Genomic DNA, 18190 nt, shown 5'->3' with positions numbered 1-18190 from the left:
TGGGGAGGGTGCCGTCAATACGGCCGCAAGGCGGCGCGCCGCGACTGCCAATCCTTCAGGATTGGCAGTCAGCGGCGTTCCGCCGATCCAGCTTCTTCTCCGCCGCATACCGGTCCGCCGCCTGCTTGATCATCGGCTTGATGATCGCGTCGTCGGACTGGTACCAGTCGGAGCTGAACTTCCACTGCTTGCCGTCCCAGGTATGCACTCGCGCCCAGGTGGATCCGCGGTGGTCGGCGCAAGAGGTGCTGATCGGCCGCATCACGCCGGCGAAGCCCAGCGCGTCCAGCTTCTTCTGGTCGAGCGCCAGGTTCTCCAGGCCCCAGCGCACCTGCTCCGGCGACATCCACTTGCCCTTGCCGAAACGCTCCTGCGCGCGCTTGACGCCTTCGACGCCCAGCATGGCGGCGATGAGGCCGCGCATGTAGAGCACCTGGCCCACTTCTTCCTTCGGACCGGTTCCCTGGCCCTTGCCATGGACCTTCTCGAGGACGTCTTTGACCACCTTGGAGTTCGGCTCGGCGCCGTGCTGCAGCGCCAGCGCGTTGTAGCCGCGGGCGCCGTCGCCCACATCCTTGACGTCCGGCTCGGCGCCGGCCCACCACACGCCGTACATCTTGTCGCGCGGATAGCCCGTGGCCTGCGCTTCCTTGAGCGCGGTGGAGTTCATCACGCCCCAGCCCCAGAGGAACACGTAGTCGGGCCGGTTGCCGCGGATCTGCTGCCAGGTGGCCTTCTGCTCCACGCCGGGGTGGGCGACCGGCAGCAGCTGCAGCTGGTAACCGTGCATCTTGGCGCGCTCTTCCAGCAGCGGGATCGGCTCCTTGCCGTACGGGCTGTCGTGGTAGACCAGCGCAATCTTCTTGCCCTTGAGCTTGTCCCAGCCGCCTTCCTTCTTGGACACGTGCTGCAGCAGGACGTCGGCCGCATCCCAGTACGTGCCGGTGAGCGGGAAGTTCCACTTGAAGACGTTGCCGTCCGTGCTCTCGCTGCGGCCGTAGCCCGCGGTGATGAGCGGGATCTTGTCGCCTGGCGCCTTCTCGGTCAGCGCGAAGGTGATGCCGGTGGACAGGGGCTGGAACACCGTGGCGCCGCCACCCTTGCCCTTCAGGCGCTCATAGCACTCGACGCCGCGGTCGGTGGCGTAGCCGGTCTCGCACTCTTCGAAGCTGACCTTCACCCCGTTGATGCCGCCGTTGGCGTTCACCAGCTTCAGGTAGTCCACGTAGCCGTTGGCGAACGGCACGCCGTTGGGGGCGTAGGCGCCCGTGCGGTACACGAGCACCGGGAAGAACTGCTCCTGTTGCTGCGCATAGGCGCCGGTCGTCAGCGCCGAGGAGGCGGCGGCCGCCACCATCGCCGCGGCAAGAACCACATTGCGGAACTTCATACCTGTCTCCTTGTGAAAGTTGAAGCGTTGTCAGTTAACGAAACAAAGGGCGCGAGGGCATCGGGGATTGCGAGCAAGGGTTTTCTTGGACTCAGTGCGGGAAGGGCCACAGCCGCAGCTTCTGCTTGCCCACGGCCCAGAGGCGCGCGAGCCCGTGCGGCTCCACGATCAGGAACCAGACGATCAGCGCGCCGAAGATGATGAACTCCGCGTGCGAGATGCCCGCGGTGGAGATGGGCACACCCACCAGGTCGCCCACCGCCGGCAGGGCCTGGTTCAGGAAGATGGGCAGTACCACGATGAAGGCCGCGCCGAAGAAGCTGCCCATGATGGAGCCCAGGCCGCCGATGATCACCATGAACAGCAGCTGGAAAGAGCGGTCCACCGAGAAGGCCGCCGGTTCCCACGCGCCCAGGTAGACGAAGCCCCAGAGCGCGCCGGCCACGCCCACGATGAAGGAGCTCACCGCGAAAGCGCTGAGCTTGGCGTACATCGGCCGGATGCCGATCACCGCCGCGGCCACGTCCATGTCGCGGATGGCCATCCACTCGCGGCCGATGGCGCTGCGCACCAGGTTCTTGGCCAGCAGGGCGAAGATCACCAGGAAGCCCAGGCAGAACAGATAGCGCTCGGCGGGCGTCTCGACGCGCCAGCCGAACAGGTTGAGGTTGGAGACCGACACGGAACCCGAGGGCGTGTAGTTGGTGAACCACTTGACCCGGAGGAACGCCCAGTCGCAGAAGAACTGGGCGGCGAGCGTGGCCACTGCGAGGTAGAGGCCCCGCACGCGAAGGCTCGGGATGCCGAAGACGATGCCCACGAGGGTGGCGAACACCCCCCCCAGCAGGATGGCCGCCACCATCGGGATGCCGTCGATTCGGATCAGGCAGTTGTACGCGGCGTACGCGCCAACCGCCATGAACGCGCCCGAACCCAGCGAGATCTGTCCGCAGTACCCCACCAGGATGTTCACGCCCAGTGCCGCCAGCGACAGGATCAGGAACGGGATGAGGATGGCCCGGAACATGTAGTCGCTGGCCACCATCGGCACCAGCACGAAGGCCGCCACGACCAGGGCCAGGATGGCCCAGCGGTCCTGCACGATCGGGAAGATCTGCAGGTCTGCGCGGTAGCTGGTCTTGAACTGGCCGTTCTCGCGGTAAAGCATGCGTGTCGCTCCCGTTCAGACCCGATCGATGATCTTCTCGCCGAACAGGCCCTGCGGCCGGAACAGCAGCACGATCAACGCCAGCATGTAGGCGAACCAGATCTCGATGCCGCCGCCCACCATCGGGCCGATGTAGACCTCGGAGAGCTTCTCGCCCACTCCGATGATCAGGCCGCCGACGATGGCGCCGGGCACCGAGGTCAACCCGCCCAGGATCACCACCGGCAGCGCGCGCAGCGCCACGGTGGACAGCGAGAACTGCACCCCGAGCTTGGAGCCCCATATGACCCCGGCGACCAGGGCGACCACGCCGGCGACGCACCAGACGATCACCCAGATGCGGTTGAGCGGGATGCCGATGGATTGCGCCGCCTGGTGGTCGTCGGCCACCGCGCGCAGCGCGCGGCCGGTGCCGGTCTTCTGGAAGAACAGCGTGAGCAGGGCGACCAGGGCCGCGGCGATCACCGCCGCGTACAGGTCTTCCTTGTTGACCAGGATGCCGCCCTGGAAGGTGGACTCCAGCACGATGACCGGGTCCTTGGGCATGCCGACGTCGATCTTGTAGATGTCGCTGCCGAAGATCGTCTGGCCCATGCCGTCGAGGAAGTAGGTGATGCCCAGCGTGGCCATCAGCAGCGTCGCGCCCTCCTGGTTGACCAGGTGCCGCAGCACCAGCCTCTCGACCAGCCAGGCCACCGCGAACATGATGGCGCCCGCAACGATGAAGGCCAGCACGTTGGCGAGCACCGCATTCTGGAATCCGAGCCACTGCGGCAGCCATTCGGCCAGCCGCGCCATCGCCAGCGCGGCGAACAGCACCATCGCGCCCTGGGCGAAGTTGAAGACGCCCGACGCCTTGAAGATCAGCACGAAGCCGAGAGCGACCAGCGCATACAGCATGCCGCTCATCAGGCCGCCCAGCAGTGTCTCGAGGAAGTAGCCCATGTCCTGTTACCGGCTTCAGTGGGAAGTGCCCAGGTAGGCCTTGACCACGTCGGGGTTGTTGCGCACCTCGTCGGGCGTGCCGTCGCCGATCTTGCGGCCGTAGTCCAGCACCACCACGCGGTCGGAGATGTCCATCACCACACCCATGTCGTGCTCGATCAGCACCACCGTCGTGCCGAACTCGTCGTTGACGTCCAGCACGAAGCGGCACATGTCCTGCTTCTCCTCGACGTTCATGCCCGCCATCGGCTCGTCCAGCAGCAGCACCTGCGGCTCCATCGCCAGCGCGCGGCCCAGGTCCACCCGCTTCTGCAGGCCGTAAGGCAACTGGCCCACCGGTGTCTTGCGAAAGGCCTGGATCTCGAGGAAGTCGATGATCCGTTCGACGTATTCGCGATGGCGGATCTCCTCGCGCTCGGCCGGGCCGATGCGCAGCGCCTGCAGGAAGATGTTGCTGCGGATGCGCAGGTTGCGGCCGGTCATGATGTTGTCCAGCACGCTCATGCCCTTGAACAGCGCGAGGTTCTGGAACGTGCGGGCGATGCCCATCTGCGCCACCTGCCGGCTCTTCATGTGCTGGAAGGTCTTGCCCCGGAAGGTGATGCTGCCCTTCTGCGGCTGGTAGACGCCGTTGATGCAATTGAGCATCGAACTCTTGCCCGCGCCGTTCGGGCCGATGATGGCGCGGATCTCGTGCTCACGGACGTCGAACGAGATGTCCGCCAGCGCCTTCACGCCGCCGAACGACAGCGAGATGTTCCTCACGTCCAGGATCACCTCGCCGAGCCTGCGCCCCGGCGCCTGCATCGTGGCCTGCCGCTGCTGCTCCAGGACGGCCGCATCGGTCATCATGTTCATGCGGCCGCCTTCACCGGAGCGAACGTCCGGGCGTCCATGATCCTGAGGGTGGCGCTCACCTTGCCGATGCGCCCGTCCTCGAACTTCACCTGCGTTTCCACGTACTGCTCGGACTTGCCGCCGTACAGCGCGTCCACCAGCACCTGGTACTTCTCGGCGATGAAGCCGCGCCGGACCTTGTTGGTGCGCGTGAGCTCGCCGTCGTCGGCGTCCAGCTCCTTGTGCAGGATCAGGAAGCGGCAGATCTGCGAGCCGGCCAGCTTCTCGTCGGCCGCCAGGTCGACGTTGACCTTCTCCACGCAGTCCCTGATGAGGTCGTACACCTCGGGCTTCTGCGCGACGTCGGTGTAGCCCGCATAGGGCAGGTTGCGGCGCTCGGCCCAGTTGCCGACGGCGTCGAAGTCGATGTTGATCATCACGCAGACCTTCTCGCGGCCGTCGCCGTACGCGACGGCTTCCTTGATGTACGGGAAGAACTTGAGCTTGTTCTCCACGTACTTGGGCGCGAACATCGCGCCGTCGTTCGGTCCGCCGCGGATGCGGCCCACGTCCTTGACGCGGTCGATGATCTTCAGGTGGCCGCTGGCATCCATGAAGCCGGCGTCGCTGGTGTGGTACCAGCCTTCCGGCGTGAGCACCTCGGCGGTGGCCTGCGGATTCTTGTAGTAGCCCTTGAGCAGTCCCGGCGAGCGCACCAGGATCTCGCCGTTCTCGGCCACCTTGATCTCCACGCCCTGGATCGGCACGCCGACGGTGTCGGCGCGCACCTGGTTGTCGGGCTGCAGGCAGACGAACACCGCCGTCTCCGTGGAGCCGTACAGCTGCTTGAGGTTGATGCCGATCGAGCGGTAGAAGGCGAAGAGGTCGGGCCCGATCGCTTCGCCGGCCGTGTAGGCGACACGCACGCGCGAGAAGCCCAGGTTGTTGCGCAACGGGCCGTAGACCATCAGGTCGCCGATGCGGTAGAGCAGCCGGTCGAACCCGCCCACCGGCTGCCGGTCCATCAGCGCGGGGCCGACCCGGCGCGCCAGCTGCATGAACCGGTGGAACAGCGCGCGCTTGATGGCGCCGGCGTCCTCCATGCGGATCATCACGGTGGTGAGCAGCCCCTCGAACACGCGCGGCGGGGCGAAGTAGTAGGTGGGGCCGATCTCCTTGAGGTCGATCATCACCGTGCCGGGCGACTCGGGGCAGTTCACCACGTAGCCGCAGGCCAGCCATTGCGCGTAGCTGAAGACGTTCTGGCCGACCCACGCGGGCGGCAGGTAGGCCAGCACTTCCTCGTGCTCGGTCAGCCGGTCGAAGACGGCGCCGGCGTGCGCGCGATCCAGCAGCGCGCGGTGCGAATGGATCACGCCCTTGGGATTGCCGGTCGTGCCGGAGGTGAAGAACATCGCCGCCACGTCGTCGGGCGAAGCCTTGTCCACTTCGGACCGGAAGAAGTCCGGGTTGGACGATGCGAACGCATCGCCCTCCTCGATCAGCTTGTCCAGCGGCGCGAGGCCGCGCTCGCTGTAGTTGCGCAGCCCGCGCGGTTCGTCGAACCAGATGCGCTGCAGCTGCGGGCACTGCGGCCGGATCTCCAGCAGCTTGTCGACCTGCTCCTGGTCCTCGGCCATGGCGAAGCGGACTTCGGCGTTGTTGATCGGGAAGACGCACTCGGCGCCCACCGCATCCTGGTACAGCGGGATCGGGACCGCGCCGAGCGACTGGATGGCCAGCATCGTGGCGTACAGGCGCGGCCGGTTGGTTCCGATGACGACCATGTGCTCGCCGCGCCGCAGGCCCGCCTGGTGCAACCCGCACGCCAGTTGCCCGACCAGCTGTGCCATCTGCGACCACGTCAGGGCCTGCCAGATGCCGTATTCCTTCTCGCGCATCGCGGGCGCCGAGGGCCGCTGGTCCGCGTGCTGGAGCAAGAGGCGGGGGAACGTCGTGTCCATCCGATTCCTTGGGCCCGGAAGGCGGGCCTGAGTTGCGCGGATGGTAGGCAGGACTTTGACGTCAAGTTGTCTTTGCAGCGACAATCCGCGGGATTTCCCTCCCACGGACTTTCCCGCATGCAAGCCCTCGCGCCCGAGCTGCCGCTGCACCAGCGCAGGCGACTTCCGACCTCGCAGGAACTCGACGGCATCCCCTGGCTGCGGCAGCTGCAGCCGGCCGAATACGAGCGCGCCGTCAGCAACATCACGGTGGGCGATGCGGTGCCGGGCGACTTCGTCTGCCGGGTGGGCCGGCCCGCCACTTACTGGTTCGGCGTGGTCGAAGGGCTGCTGAAGATGAGCACCGACAGCGCGCACGGCCACACGGTGACCTTCACCGGCGTGCCGCCCGGTGGCTGGTTCGGCGAGGGCACCGTGCTCAAGCGCGAGGCCTACCGCTACAACATGCAGCCGCTGCGCAAGAGCGTGGTGGCCGGGCTGCCGGTGGACACCTTCCACTGGCTGCTGGACCACTCGATCGCCTTCAACCGATTCATCATGAACCAGCTCAACGAGCGGCTCGCCCAGTTCATCGCCGCGCGCGAGATCGACCGGCTGAACGATCCCGACGTGCGCGTGGCGCGCAGCCTGGCGGCGCTGTTCAACCCGGTGCTCTATCCCGGCGTCGGCGAGGTGCTGCGCATCACGCAGCAGGAGCTGGGCTATCTCGTGGGCCTCTCCCGCCAGCGCGTCAATGAAGCGCTGGCCGTGCTGGAGGCTCAGGGGGCGATCCAGGTCGAGTACGGCGGCCTGCGCATCCTCGACCTGGCCGCGCTGCGCACCAGCGGCACCGTTGCGAAGGCGGCCGCGCGATGAACCGCGAACCGCCGCGCAGCGCCGGGGCCCCAGGCACGGTTCGCCTGAACAAGCGAATGGCGGACCTGGGCCTGTGCTCGCGCCGCGAAGCCGACGACTGGATCTCGCGCGGCTGGGTTCGCGTCGACGGAGAGGTCGCGGGCGTCGGCATGCAGGTCGGGCCGCAGGCTCGCATCGAGGTCGACCGGCGTGCGCAGGGCCATCAGCAAACCCAGGTGACGATCCTGCTGCACAAGCCGGTTGGCTACGTGAGCGGGCAAGCGGAGGACGGGTACCAGCCCGCCGTCACGCTGGTGCAGGACCGCAACCACTGGCAGGGCGATCCTTCGCGCCAACGCTTCTCGCCCGCCCAGCTGCGCGGCCTGGCGCCCGCGGGCCGCCTCGACATCGATTCGACCGGCCTGCTCGTGCTCACGCAGGATGGCCGCGTCGCCCGCCAGCTGATCGGCGAGGACTCCGGCATGGAAAAGGAGTACCTGGTGCGCGTGAACTATGGCGAGGTCACGCGTGACGTGCAGGGCGCCTTCCCCGCCGCGCAACTCGCCCGCCTTCGCCACGGCCTGAGCCTGGATGGGCGAGCGCTGAAACCGGCGCGCGTCGACTGGCAGAACCCGGAACAGCTGCGGTTCGTGCTCACGGAAGGGCGCAAGCGTCAGATCCGGCGGATGTGCGAGCTGGTGGGGCTGAAGGTGGTGGGGCTCAAGCGCGTGCGCATCGGGCGGGTGGCTTTGGGGCAGTTGCCGCCCGGCACGTGGCGGTACCTCGCGCCCGGCGAGCGGTTCTGAGGCAGCTCCGGTTCAGTACGTAATGGTCAGCGTGCGTTGCTGCGTGGCGGAACACGAGGCGACCGCGCAGGTGCCCGACTGTCCCGCTGCGATCGATCCGTTGATCGTGTGCGTCTGTTCGGCGCCGTTGCCGACGCCGTTGCTGCTGCTGAGCCCCAGCGTGTAGGTCAGGCCCAGCGCGCTGCCCGAAGCCGCGTCCACCGCCATGCTGTAGGCCGTCGCGTCCAGGCATTGCACGCCGAAGTTGGTACTGGCCGTCGCGGCGCTGCCGCTGAACGAGGTGTAGCTCAGGGCCATGTTGCCGGGCGGCGTGGAGAGGCGGCAGAAGTCCTGCAGCGTGACGGCGGGTACGAAGGTCGCTGTGCCCAGGAGCGGACCTGTGTCGGAGGTCAGCCGGACGGTCAGCGTGACAGGGTTGTCGGAGTAGCTTCCCGCGCGAGCGTAGTTGCCGGCGAGAACCTGGAAGTGATAGCTGACGGTGACCGAGATGACGTTTTGCGAGCTGAAGTCGAGGGCGACGAGAGCGCCCCCGGCCGCCGCGCTGCCCGGCGCCTGGCCTGGGCCCGTCGTCCAGGTGCCGGTGTTGCCCGCATTCCGATGCAGCTGATACGGCAGCGACCCCCCACCGCCCGTCCGATCGAGGTTTCGCGCGGGGGTGCCGGGGCCGTTGTCGATTCCGAGCCAGGCCGTGCGATTCCTCGAGCCACTGTTGCGGGTGCAGGTGAGGTCGATCCGCCCCGCGAGGTTCAGCGTGGACGTGGGCGTGTAAGTGCCGCTCACCGAGGACGGCGAGATCGTGCCGCAGGTGACCTGTTGCGCGCCGACGCGCCCCGCCGACAGGCACAGGGCGAGGACACAGGCGAGGCGAAGCATCTTCATCGTGGAACTCCTGTGCAGAGAACCGGGCCGAGGCGTGCGATCTCGTCCTTGGTCCCGGGCGGCAGCGGCACTTCCATGGAGCAGGTCTTTTTCTTCCAGTGCAGCCGGACGCGGTTGGCCGGCTGCATGCCCGTGAGGAAAGCTTCTCCGCGGCGGGCGACGTAGAACACCTTGGGGTCGCCGGCGATTTCCATCTCGGCGCCGGCCGGCGCGGGCTGGCCGTCATCGAGGACCACGCGCACGAGCGCGGCGCGGCCGGTGCGCACCGGGAAGGTGATCTTGACCGCGCTGCGCAAGGCAGGCACCGCGTCCATTTCGATCGAATCGAGTTCGGCGCTGATCGGCAGCTCGGCGGGGTCGAGGCGGATCGCGTTGCGCTGGAACGGCAGCAGCCGGGGCAGCAGGGCGCGCCCGCTCGCGTCCGTGCGCGTGAGGTTGCCGCTCTGGAAGCCGACGCCCACGTCGGCATAGCCCGGGACTTCGACGATGGCGAAGCTGTCCTGCACGCGCCGGGTGGCGAAGACCATGCCGTCCGCCAGCACGGCCCCCCCGACCAGGCCCAGGCGCAGCGCGGATTGCTGCGATGCCGCGCTGACGTCGCCCGATGCGAAGAAGTGGTCGCCCTGGTAGTGGGCGCCACCTTCCGCGAAGTTGCCGCCCGAGCGTCGACCGGTGTTGCCGCGATAGCCCCAGCCGGTCTCGGCATTGAGACTGCGGCTGAAGCCGGCGAAGTACTCCCGCTCGCCGCCGCGCACCCCGGCTCCCCCGGTGACGAGAACGCGGTTGTCCAGGGGCACGTTGAGCGTCAGGCCGACCGACGAGCCCGCGCCGGCGCCGGTCACGCGAGACGCCAGCAGACTCAGGGTGGCGCGAAGGCCCAGCCGGACCGAGTAGATCAGGTTGACGGTCCTCGTGCGCCCGGCCGGATCGCTCTCGACCAGGCCGTAGCTCAGGCCGATCTGTCCGATGTCCGCGTGGGTGTAGGAGTAGCTCACCACGCCCTGCAGTTCGGGCTGTCCGGTGCGCACGCCCACCTGCCGGAATCGGGGCGAGGCGCCGATGATGCTGGCCGCGAGGCCGTGCTCGAATCCGCTGCGCTCGATGCCGAGCTGCCAGTTGTGCCCGACGCGCCCGTCCTCGTCCTGGCTCACCGAGAAGGCCGCCAGGCCGACGCTGGAAAAAGGAAGCGCATGCAGCGCGCCGGCCCCGACGCGGCGCACGGCCGCCGACACCTCCGCATTGCCCTCCAGCGTCAGCTCCTTGCTCAGGCCCTGCTTGTAGAAGCCGGCGGCGAACAGGCGTCCGTAGTCGGCGCTGGCCCGTCCCAGGCTTTCGCGCGGCCAGCCGAGTTCCATGCTCCAGTCGTCGAGCCCTGCTTCGAGCATCCGGCCGTTGCTGATCAGGGACTGGGTGATCACGGTTTCGCGACCGAGGATGTCGCGCACCACCAGCCTGGCCTCGCCGGCGCCCGCGAGCGCGGGCACGTTGTCGATGCGGAAAGGTCCCGGCGGCACCTGCGTCACCTGCCGCAGGGAGTTGTTGATGAACAGTTCGACCGTGCTGGGGGCGGTCGATACGCCGGCCAGCACGGGGACCGGCTGCGTGATGAAGCCCGGCTGCAGGCTGAAATCCTTGGCGTACTGCAGGCCCCCGAAGTAGACGGGCTGGCTCGTGAGCCCGGCTCGCGTGTAGGTGTCGCCTAGGCGCAGCGTGGTGTTCCCGTCCAGGAAATTGCGGGTGAACGTGGTCTCCAGCCGCTTGAATTCGGTGCGGGCCAGCGGATCGCTGCCGGCGAGGTTCCTTGCGACGAAGCTGCTGGTCAGCAGGCCCCACGGGCCGCTCCATCCCCCCTCGAAGAGGCCGCCGAGGTCGCGAGTGGAGGGAGCGAGCCCGCTGCCGTTCACGGCCTGGAAGTTGAGGTCGTAGTTGAAGAATGCCGCCGGGATCGACTCGCTCAGCGCCGGCCGCGCCATGGCGCCTTCGGTGGCGATGCGCACCGCATTGAAAGCCGAGGGCGAGAAGTCCAGTTCGATGGTCTGCTCGGCGAAGTTCAGGCGTGCCTGGAAGCCTGCGATGTCCGAGAGCGCGTACCAGTTCTCCCCCCGGTATTGCACGCTGGAGGCGCCCCGGATCAGGCGCCATTCCTCGAACGCGTCGGCGGGGGCGTGGAGCTTGCCGCCGCGCTCCAGCAGCGTCCAGGTGCCGCCGCGGACACCGTTCACGATCACCTCGAGGGGCATCACCCGGTCTCCGGAGGACGGAAGCGCCGCGCGGGAACTAGGCGCCTGGCTCCAGGCCGGCATCAGGGCTGCGAGCGCCGCGAGCATCAGGAGCTTCCGTGCTGCGCGGCCCGGGCGTCGCCTCCCCATGAAGCGCACCCATCAAGGCAGTGCGACCGACGTGGTGCTGCCTTGCCCGTCGTCGAACGTGAGCGAGAGCCGTGCCTGCCCGGAGGGCACTGCCGTGTCCGTCTTGAGCGCGATCAGCTTTGTGGCGCCCGGGAGGATGTAGGTGCCACCCTCGAAGCGCGCGAGGGGACGGTCGTCGCGGGTCAGCTGGGCGTCCCGCAGCTGGGCGTAGGCGTTTCCGTTGTTGCGGCAGCTCAATGCCGGCGCGTTGGCCTCGGTGCGCACGGGGGTGCACTCCACCTGGCGCCTGGCGCCCGGGGGCGTGATGAACACGGGCAGGCTCAATGCCAGGGCGATGGGCGTGCGCAGGCCTTCGGCCGGAGGCTGCGGCCTGGCTTCGGGCACCTCCCGGACGACCACCCGGTACGTCAGCTGCCGCGACAGGTCCGGCGGCGTGAGCAGGGCGAGCCGGACCACCTGCCGCGCCTTGGGCGGGATCTTGATGATGGGCGGGGCCAGGATCAGGTCGTCGGTCGGCGCGAGCTGATCCGTGCCATCGGCCGTCTGCGTCCAGCTGTTCAGGTCGGCCTGGAGGACGACATCGCTGTCGCCGTCATTCACGATCGTGACCGCGACGGCGCGTTCGCGTGCGTTCATGTAGATGCGGACGGGCGTGACGGAGAACATGCCCGCTGTTGCCGTGCCCGCGGCGAGCACCGCCATGGCTGCCAGGAGGGGCCCGGACGCGCGTCGCACTACTGCATTCATGTTCAGAAGGTTACCAGCAACTCAACCGTGCGCGAGTCAGGATTGACGGCTTGGACGGCCACGAGCGTGCTCAGGCTGTCGCGACGTTGGATTTCGTAGACCGGCCCGCCGGCCACGCCCGCGGAACCGGCGTCCGGCCCCAGCCGGATCGCACTCTCGGCGGACATCAGGGACACGCCTTCGCCGGCCTGCTGCGCGATGGAGCGGCCGCCGTACGTCGTGCACGTCACCCCCGGTGCCGCGCTCAACCCGCCGCAGGGGTCCGGGGGAGCGCCGTTGGCGGAGGCCTCAACTTCGCTGATGTCCACGAATGTGGGCAGGTTGCAGTGCACCTGCACTGAAGAAGCGCCGGCGGCGCTGGAGCAGGTGATCACGCTGACCGCGTGTTCGCCGGACCCGCCGCCCGGTGGCCCGGATCGCGCTCCGTTGCCGGGGGCCAGCAGCCGGATTCCGATGCCGAAGCCGGCGCTCGCCGAGCCACTGAATCCACTGGGTGCGGCGATCGCAAGAAGCACGGGAACAACCCAACGCGCGGACATCCGTGAGGCTCCCGCTGTGACGCAATCAGTAGGTGATGGTGAGGGTGTGCGCGGCAGTGCTGCTGCAGGTGTCGGTCGCGCACGTGCCGCTCTGGGCGGTGTTCACCGACGGAGTGATCGTGTAGGCCTGGTCACCCCCGTTGCCGACGTTCGTGCCCGTGCCGGTCAGGCCCGCGGCGGCGAGCGTCAGGCGGTACGTGAGGTTCAAGGTTCCGTCGGTGAACGTATACACGTTGGAGGTGGTGGTGGCCCCGCCATCGAGCGTGGCGGTATACGGCAGCGTGTTGGTGCAACGGACGTTGATCGACGCCGGCGTGGCACTGGATTCCGACGCGGCGAAGGATGTGTATGCCAGCGCTCCGTTGGCGGGCGTGTTCAGGGTGCACGCCGTGGTGAGCGTGATGGCGACGTTGAAGTTGCCGGTGGCCGTCTGGGCCTGCGCCAGGGAAGCCAGGGCCATCAGCAGCGGGAGGAGGAGCTTTTTCATGAGTCGTCCTTACGAAAAATCCCGGGGTCGGGATAGGGAAAGTGCTTAAGGTGGCTCAACTGTAGAACTCGAAGAAACATTTCGCAATGATTGAGGTCACTGAATTCAAAGACTTAGCGCTCGAAATCGCCGATGAGGCCTTTTGTTGTCATCAATTCGCAACGGTTTACACGGGAATTCCCGGATGGTCGGCGGCTTGCCGCGGATGTGCGGCGTCCGAAACCGCTCGTCGCCGTGTCACGACCGGACGTCGCCTAACCGCTGCCTAAGTCTGTTTCGCTAACTTCAAGCACCTCCCGCTCCCTCCGTCCACAGGTGCCCCGATGCCCGAAATCGCCATCCGAAGCGCCGCCGCCGCCCTCACGCTGGGCGGGGCCGGCACGCTGTACCTGGCTGCGCAAGCGACGGGTGAGGGCGACCTGCCCGCTCTCTACCTCCAGCTGATCACCGGGGCCACCGGCGTTGCCTTGCTGGCCTCCGTCTGGATCCGGGCGCTGCGGCTGCCCGCCGTGGCATTCGCGCTGGCGTGCAAGCTGAGCTACCTGCTGGCCTGGTCCGCCGCGCAAGCGCAGCCGGCGCCGGCGATCGCCGAAGCTTTGCTGCTGGTCGTCCTGGCGTGCGCCGGTGGCGTGCTCCTCTTCGAGGCCCGTCGCGAAGCGCGTTGGAACGGCGGACAATCGTTCCGACTGGAGTCCTGATGCGCGTCCTGCTCGTGGAAGACGACGAAATGATCGGCCAGAGCCTGCACAAGGCGCTGGAGGCCAACGGCTGGTCGGTCGACTGGGTCAAGGAAGGCCTGCTGGCGCAAAGCGCGATGGACGAGGGCGGCTACGCGTGCGTGCTGCTGGACCTGGGCCTGCCGCGCCGCGACGGCATCGAGGTGCTGCGCACCGCCCGCGGCAAGGGCGACCGCACGCCGGTGCTGGTGCTCACCGCGCGCGACGGCCTGGACGACCGCATCACCGGCCTGGACGTCGGCGCCGACGACTACCTGGTCAAGCCCTATGAATTCCGCGAGCTGCTCGCCCGCATGCGGGCCGTGATCCGCCGGCGGGACGGCGCGGCGCATTCCGTCATCGGCAGCGAGGCCGTGCAGCTGGACCTGACCACGCGCGAAGTGCTGGTGCAGGGCGAGCGCTCGCAGCTGTCCGCGCGCGAATTCGCGCTGCTGCATGCGTTGCTCGAGCGCCCCGGCGCCATCCTTTCGCGCGACCAGCTGGAAAGCCGCATCTACGGGTGGGGCGAGGAGGTGAGCAGCAATGCCGTCGACGTCCTGATCCACGGCATGCGCCGCAAGCTGGGCGCCGAGGTGATCCGCAACGTGCGCGGCCTCGGCTGGCGCATCGCCGCGTCGCAGCCGGCCACGGCGCAACGAGGAGCCCACTGATGCACATCCTTTCCTCCGGCCCGATGTGCTCGCTGCGCCGCGCGCTGCTGTTCTGGCTCGTCCCGCTGTTCCTGCTGGTGGGCGTCGCGTCGGCCTGCTTCTCGTACTGGACCTACAACCGCATGGTGGCGTCCTTCATGGACGAGCAGATGCAGCAACTGGGCGACTCGATCGCGCTGCACGACGAGCGCGTCGCGCTGCCGCAGGTCGCGCCGGAGCGGGCGCACAAGTGGGGCAGCTACATCGCGCAGGTGTGGAACCGCGACGGCCTGCTCGAAGCGTCGTCGATGACCGGCATCGGCGCGCCGATGGCCCGCGCGCCCGGCTTCCACGACGTCACGATCGGCGGCCGCCAGTGGCGCGTCTACGCCACCTCGCCGGCGCCGGGCAGCGGCCAGCGCGTGCAGATCCTGCAAAGCGGCGAATTCCGCCGGCACCTCGCGGTGGAGCGCGCCGGTTCGGCGCTCGCGCCGGTGCTGATCCTGTTGCCGCTGGCCATCCTGATCCTCTGGGGCGTGGCCGCGACGCTTTCGCGTGAAGTGCAGGCGATCGGGCGCCAGGCCGCGCAGCAGGACGAGCACAACATCCGCGAGCTGTCGATGACACGCGTGCCGGCCGAGATCGCGCCGCTCGTCGAGTCGTTCAACAGCCTGCTCTCGCGCCTTCGCGACGCGTTCGACACGCAGCGCCGCTTCGTGCAGGACGCGGCGCACGAGCTGCGCACCCCCATCACCGCGGTGGCCCTGCAACTGGAGAACGTGTGCCGTGACATGCCCGCGGGCGCGTGCCAGGAGAGCCTGGGCCAGCTCAAGGCGGGCGTCGACCGGGCGCAGCGGCTGGTGGACCAACTGCTCAAGCTCTCGCGCAATGAGGCCAAGGCGGCGCAGGAGCCGATCGTCGCGGTGGACCTGCACGCGCAAGTCCACCAGAGCATCGACGGCCTGATCGCCCTGGCGGACCAGCGGCACATCGACCTTGGCATGGTGGTCGATTCGCCCGTGCCCACGGCCACGCTGATGCTGCGCTGCGCCGCCGGCGACCTGCGCAGCGCGCTGGACAACCTGATTGAGAACGCGCTGCGCTACACGCCCGAAGGCGGCGTGGTGGACGTGCGGCTGTCGTCGACGCCGCACGGACCCGCCATCGAAGTGGTGGACACCGGCCCGGGCATCCCGCCCGACCAGCTCGGTCGGGTCTTCGACCGCTTCTTCCGCGTGCCCGGCAACGGCACGCGCGGCAGCGGGCTCGGGCTGTCGATCGCGCAGAACGCCGCGCAGCGCTGCGGCTTGCGCATCGTGCTGCGCAACCGGCAGGACCGCAGCGGGCTGGTCGCAAGGATCGAACCCGTCGCCGCGGTCGTGCCGGCGGCGAGCGCCGCCGCGCCGAGGACGGTCGGCAGCACGCCAGTTCTGGCGTCCTGAACGATTTCGGAATCGAAGACGCCCCGCGCCGCGGGGCGTTCTCATTGGTGCGGCGCCCTAGCGCGGAGCCGCGGTGAAGGTCAGCTCGACGCTGCTGCCGCTGTCGACGCTGGCATGCGACGGCCATTGGCGGGCGTCGCGCGCCGGACCGACCCGCATGCGCGAAGCCGCGTCGGCGCCTCTCACCCCCCGTGCAACGCGCTCGGCAGTGACCGTCTGCGGCACGTCGAACACATCTGCGTCATCCAGGACGGGATCGGCTACGGGAACGAGGGCGTGTGGAAGCTCGATGTTCATGGCTCGGCTGTAGGCGAGGCCAATGTAACAACCTGTCAGTCCGGCAGGGATGCCGTCCGGCGGGTACGAGCGGCAAGCGCGCGCCTTTTTTCACGAAACGGCCGTTCGCCTGTCGCGCCCACGTCCTGCGTCACTGGCCGCCGCGGCCTTGAAATCGCACGCGCCGCCCTCATGCTCTGCTCGCCTTTTCGTTTCTGCATACGGCCATGTCCCAGAACAAGCAAACCCTTTCCTTCCAGGCCGAGGTCGCACAGCTGCTGCACCTGGTCACCCACTCGCTCTACTCCAACAAGGAGATCTTCCTGCGTGAGCTGGTCTCCAACGCCTCCGACGCCTGCGACAAGCTGCGCTTCGAGGCCCTGAGCGACAACTCGCTTTACGAGGACGCCCCCAAGCTCGAGGTGCGCATCGCCTTCGACAAGCAGGCCAGGACCCTCACCATCACCGACAACGGCATCGGCCTGTCGCAGCAGGAAGCGATCGAGAACCTGGGCACGATCGCCAAGAGCGGCACCCGCGAGTTCATGAGCCGCCTCTCGGGCGACCAGAAGGCGGACGCCCAGCTGATCGGGCAGTTCGGCGTCGGCTTCTATTCCGGCTTCATCGTGGCCGACCGCATCACCGTGGAATCCCGTCGCGCCGGCCTGCCCACCGACCAGGGCGTGCGGTGGACCAGCGGCGGCACGGGCGACTTCGAGGTCGAGACGATCACGCGGCCGCAGCGCGGCACCAGCGTGATCCTGCACCTCAAGGAAGACGCCACCGAGTACCTCTCCACCTGGAAGCTCAAATCCATCGTCGGCAAGTACTCCGACCACATCTCCCTGCCCATCCTGATGCGCAAGGAGGAATGGAAGGAGGGCGAGGACAACAAGGGCGGCGAGATGGTGCTCACCGACGAGTGGGAGACCGTCAACCAGGCCAGCGCGCTGTGGACCCGGTCGAAGAAGGACATCAGCGAGGACCAGTACAAGGCCTTCTACCGCCAGATCAGCCACGACCACGAGGACCCGCTGGCGTGGAGCCACAACCGGGTGGAGGGCTCGACCGAATACACGCAGCTGCTCTACATCCCCGCGCACGCGCCGTTCGACCTGTGGAACCGGGAGAAGGCCGCCGGCGTGAAGCTGTACGTCAAGCGCGTCTTCATCATGGACGACGCGCAGGCGCTGATGCCCGTCTACCTGCGCTTCGTCAGGGGCGTGATCGACTCGGCCGACCTGCCGCTCAACGTCAGCCGCGAACTGCTGCAGGAAAGCCGCGACGTGCGGGCGATCCGCGAGGGCAGCACCAAGCGCGTGCTGTCCATGCTCGAGGAATTGGCCAAACTGGAGAAGGACGAGTCCGCGTCCGAAGAAGACAGGGCCAAGTACGCGAAGTTCTACGCCGAGTTCGGCGCCGTGCTCAAAGAAGGCCTGGGCGAGGACTTCGGCAACCGCGACCGCATCGCCAAGCTGCTTCGCTTCGCCTCCACCCAGTCGGACACGCCGAACGTCTCGCTCGCCGACTACAAGGCGCGGATGAAGGAGGGCCAGGAGGCGATCTACTACATCACCGCCGACACGCTGGCCGCGGCGAAGAACAGCCCGCAGCTGGAGGTGTTCCGCAAGAAGGGCATCGAGGTCCTGCTGATGACGGACCGGGTGGACGAGTGGGCGCTGAACTACCTGCACGAGTTCGACGGAACGCCGATGCAGTCGGTGGCGAAGGGCGCGGTGGACCTGGGCAAGCTGCAGGACGAGACCGAGAAAAAAGCGGCGGAAGAAGCGGCCGAGGCCTTCAAGCCGGTGCTCGCCAAACTGAAGGAGGCGCTGAAGGACCGGGCCGAGGACGTGCGCGTCACGTCCCGACTGGTCGACTCGCCCGCCTGCCTGGTGGTCAGCGACGGCGGCATGAGCATGCAGCTCGCGCGCATGCTCAAGCAGGCCGGCCAGAAAGTCCCGGAGGTGAAGCCGGTGCTGGAGGTGAACCCCGAGCACGCGCTGGTCAGGAAGCTGGACGGCTCCGTGCACTTCCACGACCTGGCGCAGATCCTGTTCGACCAGGCGCTGCTGGCCGAAGGCGGCATGCCGGACGACCCGGCCGCCTACGTCAAGCGCGTCAACGCGCTGCTCGCCTGA

General features: G+C 68.1%; 17 protein-coding genes. 6 read left to right on the top strand and 11 right to left on the bottom strand.

Features of this window, described 5'->3' with window-relative positions:
• Window positions 1-55: 55 nt before the first annotated feature.
• The 5 genes from EZ313_RS07880 to EZ313_RS07860 all read right to left on the bottom strand — a co-directional run bounded on the left by EZ313_RS07880 (window position 56) and on the right by EZ313_RS07860 (window position 6304).
• Window positions 56-1390 carry an ABC transporter substrate-binding protein gene (locus tag EZ313_RS07880; protein ID WP_135262628.1) on the bottom strand — a complete coding sequence of 445 codons (1335 nt, stop codon included), beginning with the start codon at window positions 1388-1390 and terminating at the stop codon, window positions 56-58.
• 91 nt (window positions 1391-1481) lie between these two features.
• Window positions 1482-2558, bottom strand: a complete 1077-nt coding sequence (locus tag EZ313_RS07875) for a branched-chain amino acid ABC transporter permease (RefSeq protein WP_135262627.1) — start codon at window positions 2556-2558, stop codon at window positions 1482-1484.
• Between the two features lie 15 nt (window positions 2559-2573).
• Window positions 2574-3503 (bottom strand): branched-chain amino acid ABC transporter permease, encoded by a 930-nt coding sequence (locus EZ313_RS07870; protein ID WP_135262626.1) that lies wholly within the window; start codon window positions 3501-3503, stop codon window positions 2574-2576.
• A gap of 15 nt (window positions 3504-3518) precedes the next feature.
• Entirely contained in the window at window positions 3519-4310 is a 792-nt protein-coding gene (locus EZ313_RS07865; protein ID WP_135263604.1) for an ABC transporter ATP-binding protein, read from the bottom strand.
• A 47-nt stretch (window positions 4311-4357) separates the two neighbouring features.
• On the bottom strand, window positions 4358-6304 hold the full coding sequence (locus tag EZ313_RS07860) for an AMP-dependent synthetase/ligase (protein WP_135262625.1): 1947 nt from the start codon (window positions 6302-6304) through the stop codon (window positions 4358-4360).
• A gap of 117 nt (window positions 6305-6421) precedes the next feature.
• Between EZ313_RS07860 and EZ313_RS07855 the strand changes: the two genes are divergently transcribed.
• On the top strand, window positions 6422-7159 hold the full coding sequence (locus EZ313_RS07855) for a Crp/Fnr family transcriptional regulator (protein WP_135262624.1): 738 nt from the start codon (window positions 6422-6424) through the stop codon (window positions 7157-7159).
• Window positions 7156-7944, top strand: a complete 789-nt coding sequence (locus EZ313_RS07850; RefSeq protein WP_135262623.1) for a pseudouridine synthase — start codon at window positions 7156-7158, stop codon at window positions 7942-7944. Before EZ313_RS07855 ends, EZ313_RS07850 begins: the two co-directional genes overlap by 4 nt.
• Window positions 7945-7956: 12 nt before the next feature.
• Here EZ313_RS07850 and EZ313_RS07845 read toward each other — a convergent pair whose 3' ends face one another.
• The 5 genes from EZ313_RS07845 to EZ313_RS07825 all read right to left on the bottom strand — a co-directional run bounded on the left by EZ313_RS07845 (window position 7957) and on the right by EZ313_RS07825 (window position 12965).
• Complete coding sequence (locus EZ313_RS07845) at window positions 7957-8823, bottom strand: spore coat protein U domain-containing protein (protein ID WP_135262622.1); 867 nt, start codon at window positions 8821-8823, stop codon at window positions 7957-7959.
• Window positions 8820-11063: a fimbria/pilus outer membrane usher protein gene (locus EZ313_RS07840; RefSeq protein ID WP_240788553.1), complete on the bottom strand. Its 2244-nt coding sequence runs from the start codon at window positions 11061-11063 to the stop codon at window positions 8820-8822. Before EZ313_RS07840 ends, EZ313_RS07845 begins: the two co-directional genes overlap by 4 nt.
• Before the next feature lie 141 nt (window positions 11064-11204).
• A complete protein-coding gene (locus EZ313_RS07835; protein ID WP_240788552.1) occupies window positions 11205-11894 on the bottom strand; it encodes a fimbrial biogenesis chaperone in 690 nt (229 codons plus the stop codon).
• A gap of 47 nt (window positions 11895-11941) precedes the next feature.
• Window positions 11942-12478, bottom strand: coding sequence for a hypothetical protein (locus EZ313_RS07830; RefSeq protein ID WP_135262619.1), 537 nt, complete (start codon window positions 12476-12478; stop codon window positions 11942-11944).
• A 25-nt stretch (window positions 12479-12503) separates the two neighbouring features.
• Window positions 12504-12965, bottom strand: a complete 462-nt coding sequence (locus EZ313_RS07825; RefSeq protein WP_135262618.1) for a spore coat protein U domain-containing protein — start codon at window positions 12963-12965, stop codon at window positions 12504-12506.
• A gap of 323 nt (window positions 12966-13288) precedes the next feature.
• On the opposite strand from EZ313_RS07825, the gene EZ313_RS07820 reads away from it, so the two are divergent.
• The 3 genes from EZ313_RS07820 to EZ313_RS07810 are packed head-to-tail and all read left to right on the top strand — an operon-like array spanning window position 13289 to window position 15773.
• The gene (locus tag EZ313_RS07820; protein ID WP_135262617.1) at window positions 13289-13663 is read left to right on the top strand and encodes a hypothetical protein; all 375 of its coding nucleotides are present in this window, start codon (window positions 13289-13291) and stop codon (window positions 13661-13663) included.
• Window positions 13663-14352, top strand: a complete 690-nt coding sequence (locus tag EZ313_RS07815) for a response regulator (RefSeq protein WP_135262616.1) — start codon at window positions 13663-13665, stop codon at window positions 14350-14352. The genes EZ313_RS07820 and EZ313_RS07815 overlap by 1 nt, the downstream gene beginning before the upstream one ends.
• The gene (locus tag EZ313_RS07810; protein ID WP_135262615.1) at window positions 14352-15773 is read left to right on the top strand and encodes an ATP-binding protein; all 1422 of its coding nucleotides are present in this window, start codon (window positions 14352-14354) and stop codon (window positions 15771-15773) included. The genes EZ313_RS07815 and EZ313_RS07810 overlap by 1 nt, the downstream gene beginning before the upstream one ends.
• 57 nt (window positions 15774-15830) lie before the next feature.
• On the opposite strand, the gene EZ313_RS07805 is transcribed toward EZ313_RS07810, so the two are convergent.
• On the bottom strand, window positions 15831-16070 hold the full coding sequence (locus EZ313_RS07805) for a hypothetical protein (protein WP_135262614.1): 240 nt from the start codon (window positions 16068-16070) through the stop codon (window positions 15831-15833).
• A gap of 206 nt (window positions 16071-16276) precedes the next feature.
• Between EZ313_RS07805 and htpG the strand changes: the two genes are divergently transcribed.
• A complete protein-coding gene (htpG, locus tag EZ313_RS07800) occupies window positions 16277-18190 on the top strand; it encodes a molecular chaperone HtpG (RefSeq protein ID WP_135262613.1) in 1914 nt (637 codons plus the stop codon).

Source organism: Ramlibacter henchirensis, from assembly GCF_004682015.1.
In the GTDB taxonomy this organism is placed as follows: Bacteria; Pseudomonadota; Gammaproteobacteria; order Burkholderiales; family Burkholderiaceae_C; genus Ramlibacter; species Ramlibacter henchirensis.
The sequence above is the reverse complement of the archived record's forward strand: the minus strand, read 5'-3'. Positions and strand labels throughout refer to the sequence as shown.

Coding starts and splice junctions, on each gene's coding strand:
- EZ313_RS07880 (WP_135262628.1), bottom strand. CDS start 1,390: ATGAAGTTCCGCAATGTGGTTCTTGCCGCGGCGATGGTGGCGGCCGCC.
- EZ313_RS07875 (WP_135262627.1), bottom strand. CDS start 2,558: ATGCTTTACCGCGAGAACGGCCAGTTCAAGACCAGCTACCGCGCAGAC.
- EZ313_RS07870 (WP_135262626.1), bottom strand. CDS start 3,503: ATGGGCTACTTCCTCGAGACACTGCTGGGCGGCCTGATGAGCGGCATG.
- EZ313_RS07865 (WP_135263604.1), bottom strand. CDS start 4,310: ATGCAGGCGCCGGGGCGCAGGCTCGGCGAGGTGATCCTGGACGTGAGG.
- EZ313_RS07860 (WP_135262625.1), bottom strand. CDS start 6,304: ATGGACACGACGTTCCCCCGCCTCTTGCTCCAGCACGCGGACCAGCGG.
- EZ313_RS07855 (WP_135262624.1), top strand. CDS start 6,422: ATGCAAGCCCTCGCGCCCGAGCTGCCGCTGCACCAGCGCAGGCGACTT.
- EZ313_RS07850 (WP_135262623.1), top strand. CDS start 7,156: ATGAACCGCGAACCGCCGCGCAGCGCCGGGGCCCCAGGCACGGTTCGC.
- EZ313_RS07845 (WP_135262622.1), bottom strand. CDS start 8,823: ATGAAGATGCTTCGCCTCGCCTGTGTCCTCGCCCTGTGCCTGTCGGCG.
- EZ313_RS07840 (WP_240788553.1), bottom strand. CDS start 11,063: ATGCCCCTCGAGGTGATCGTGAACGGTGTCCGCGGCGGCACCTGGACG.
- EZ313_RS07835 (WP_240788552.1), bottom strand. CDS start 11,894: ATGGCGGTGCTCGCCGCGGGCACGGCAACAGCGGGCATGTTCTCCGTC.
- EZ313_RS07830 (WP_135262619.1), bottom strand. CDS start 12,478: ATGTCCGCGCGTTGGGTTGTTCCCGTGCTTCTTGCGATCGCCGCACCC.
- EZ313_RS07825 (WP_135262618.1), bottom strand. CDS start 12,965: ATGAAAAAGCTCCTCCTCCCGCTGCTGATGGCCCTGGCTTCCCTGGCG.
- EZ313_RS07820 (WP_135262617.1), top strand. CDS start 13,289: ATGCCCGAAATCGCCATCCGAAGCGCCGCCGCCGCCCTCACGCTGGGC.
- EZ313_RS07815 (WP_135262616.1), top strand. CDS start 13,663: ATGCGCGTCCTGCTCGTGGAAGACGACGAAATGATCGGCCAGAGCCTG.
- EZ313_RS07810 (WP_135262615.1), top strand. CDS start 14,352: ATGCACATCCTTTCCTCCGGCCCGATGTGCTCGCTGCGCCGCGCGCTG.
- EZ313_RS07805 (WP_135262614.1), bottom strand. CDS start 16,070: ATGAACATCGAGCTTCCACACGCCCTCGTTCCCGTAGCCGATCCCGTC.
- htpG (WP_135262613.1), top strand. CDS start 16,277: ATGTCCCAGAACAAGCAAACCCTTTCCTTCCAGGCCGAGGTCGCACAG.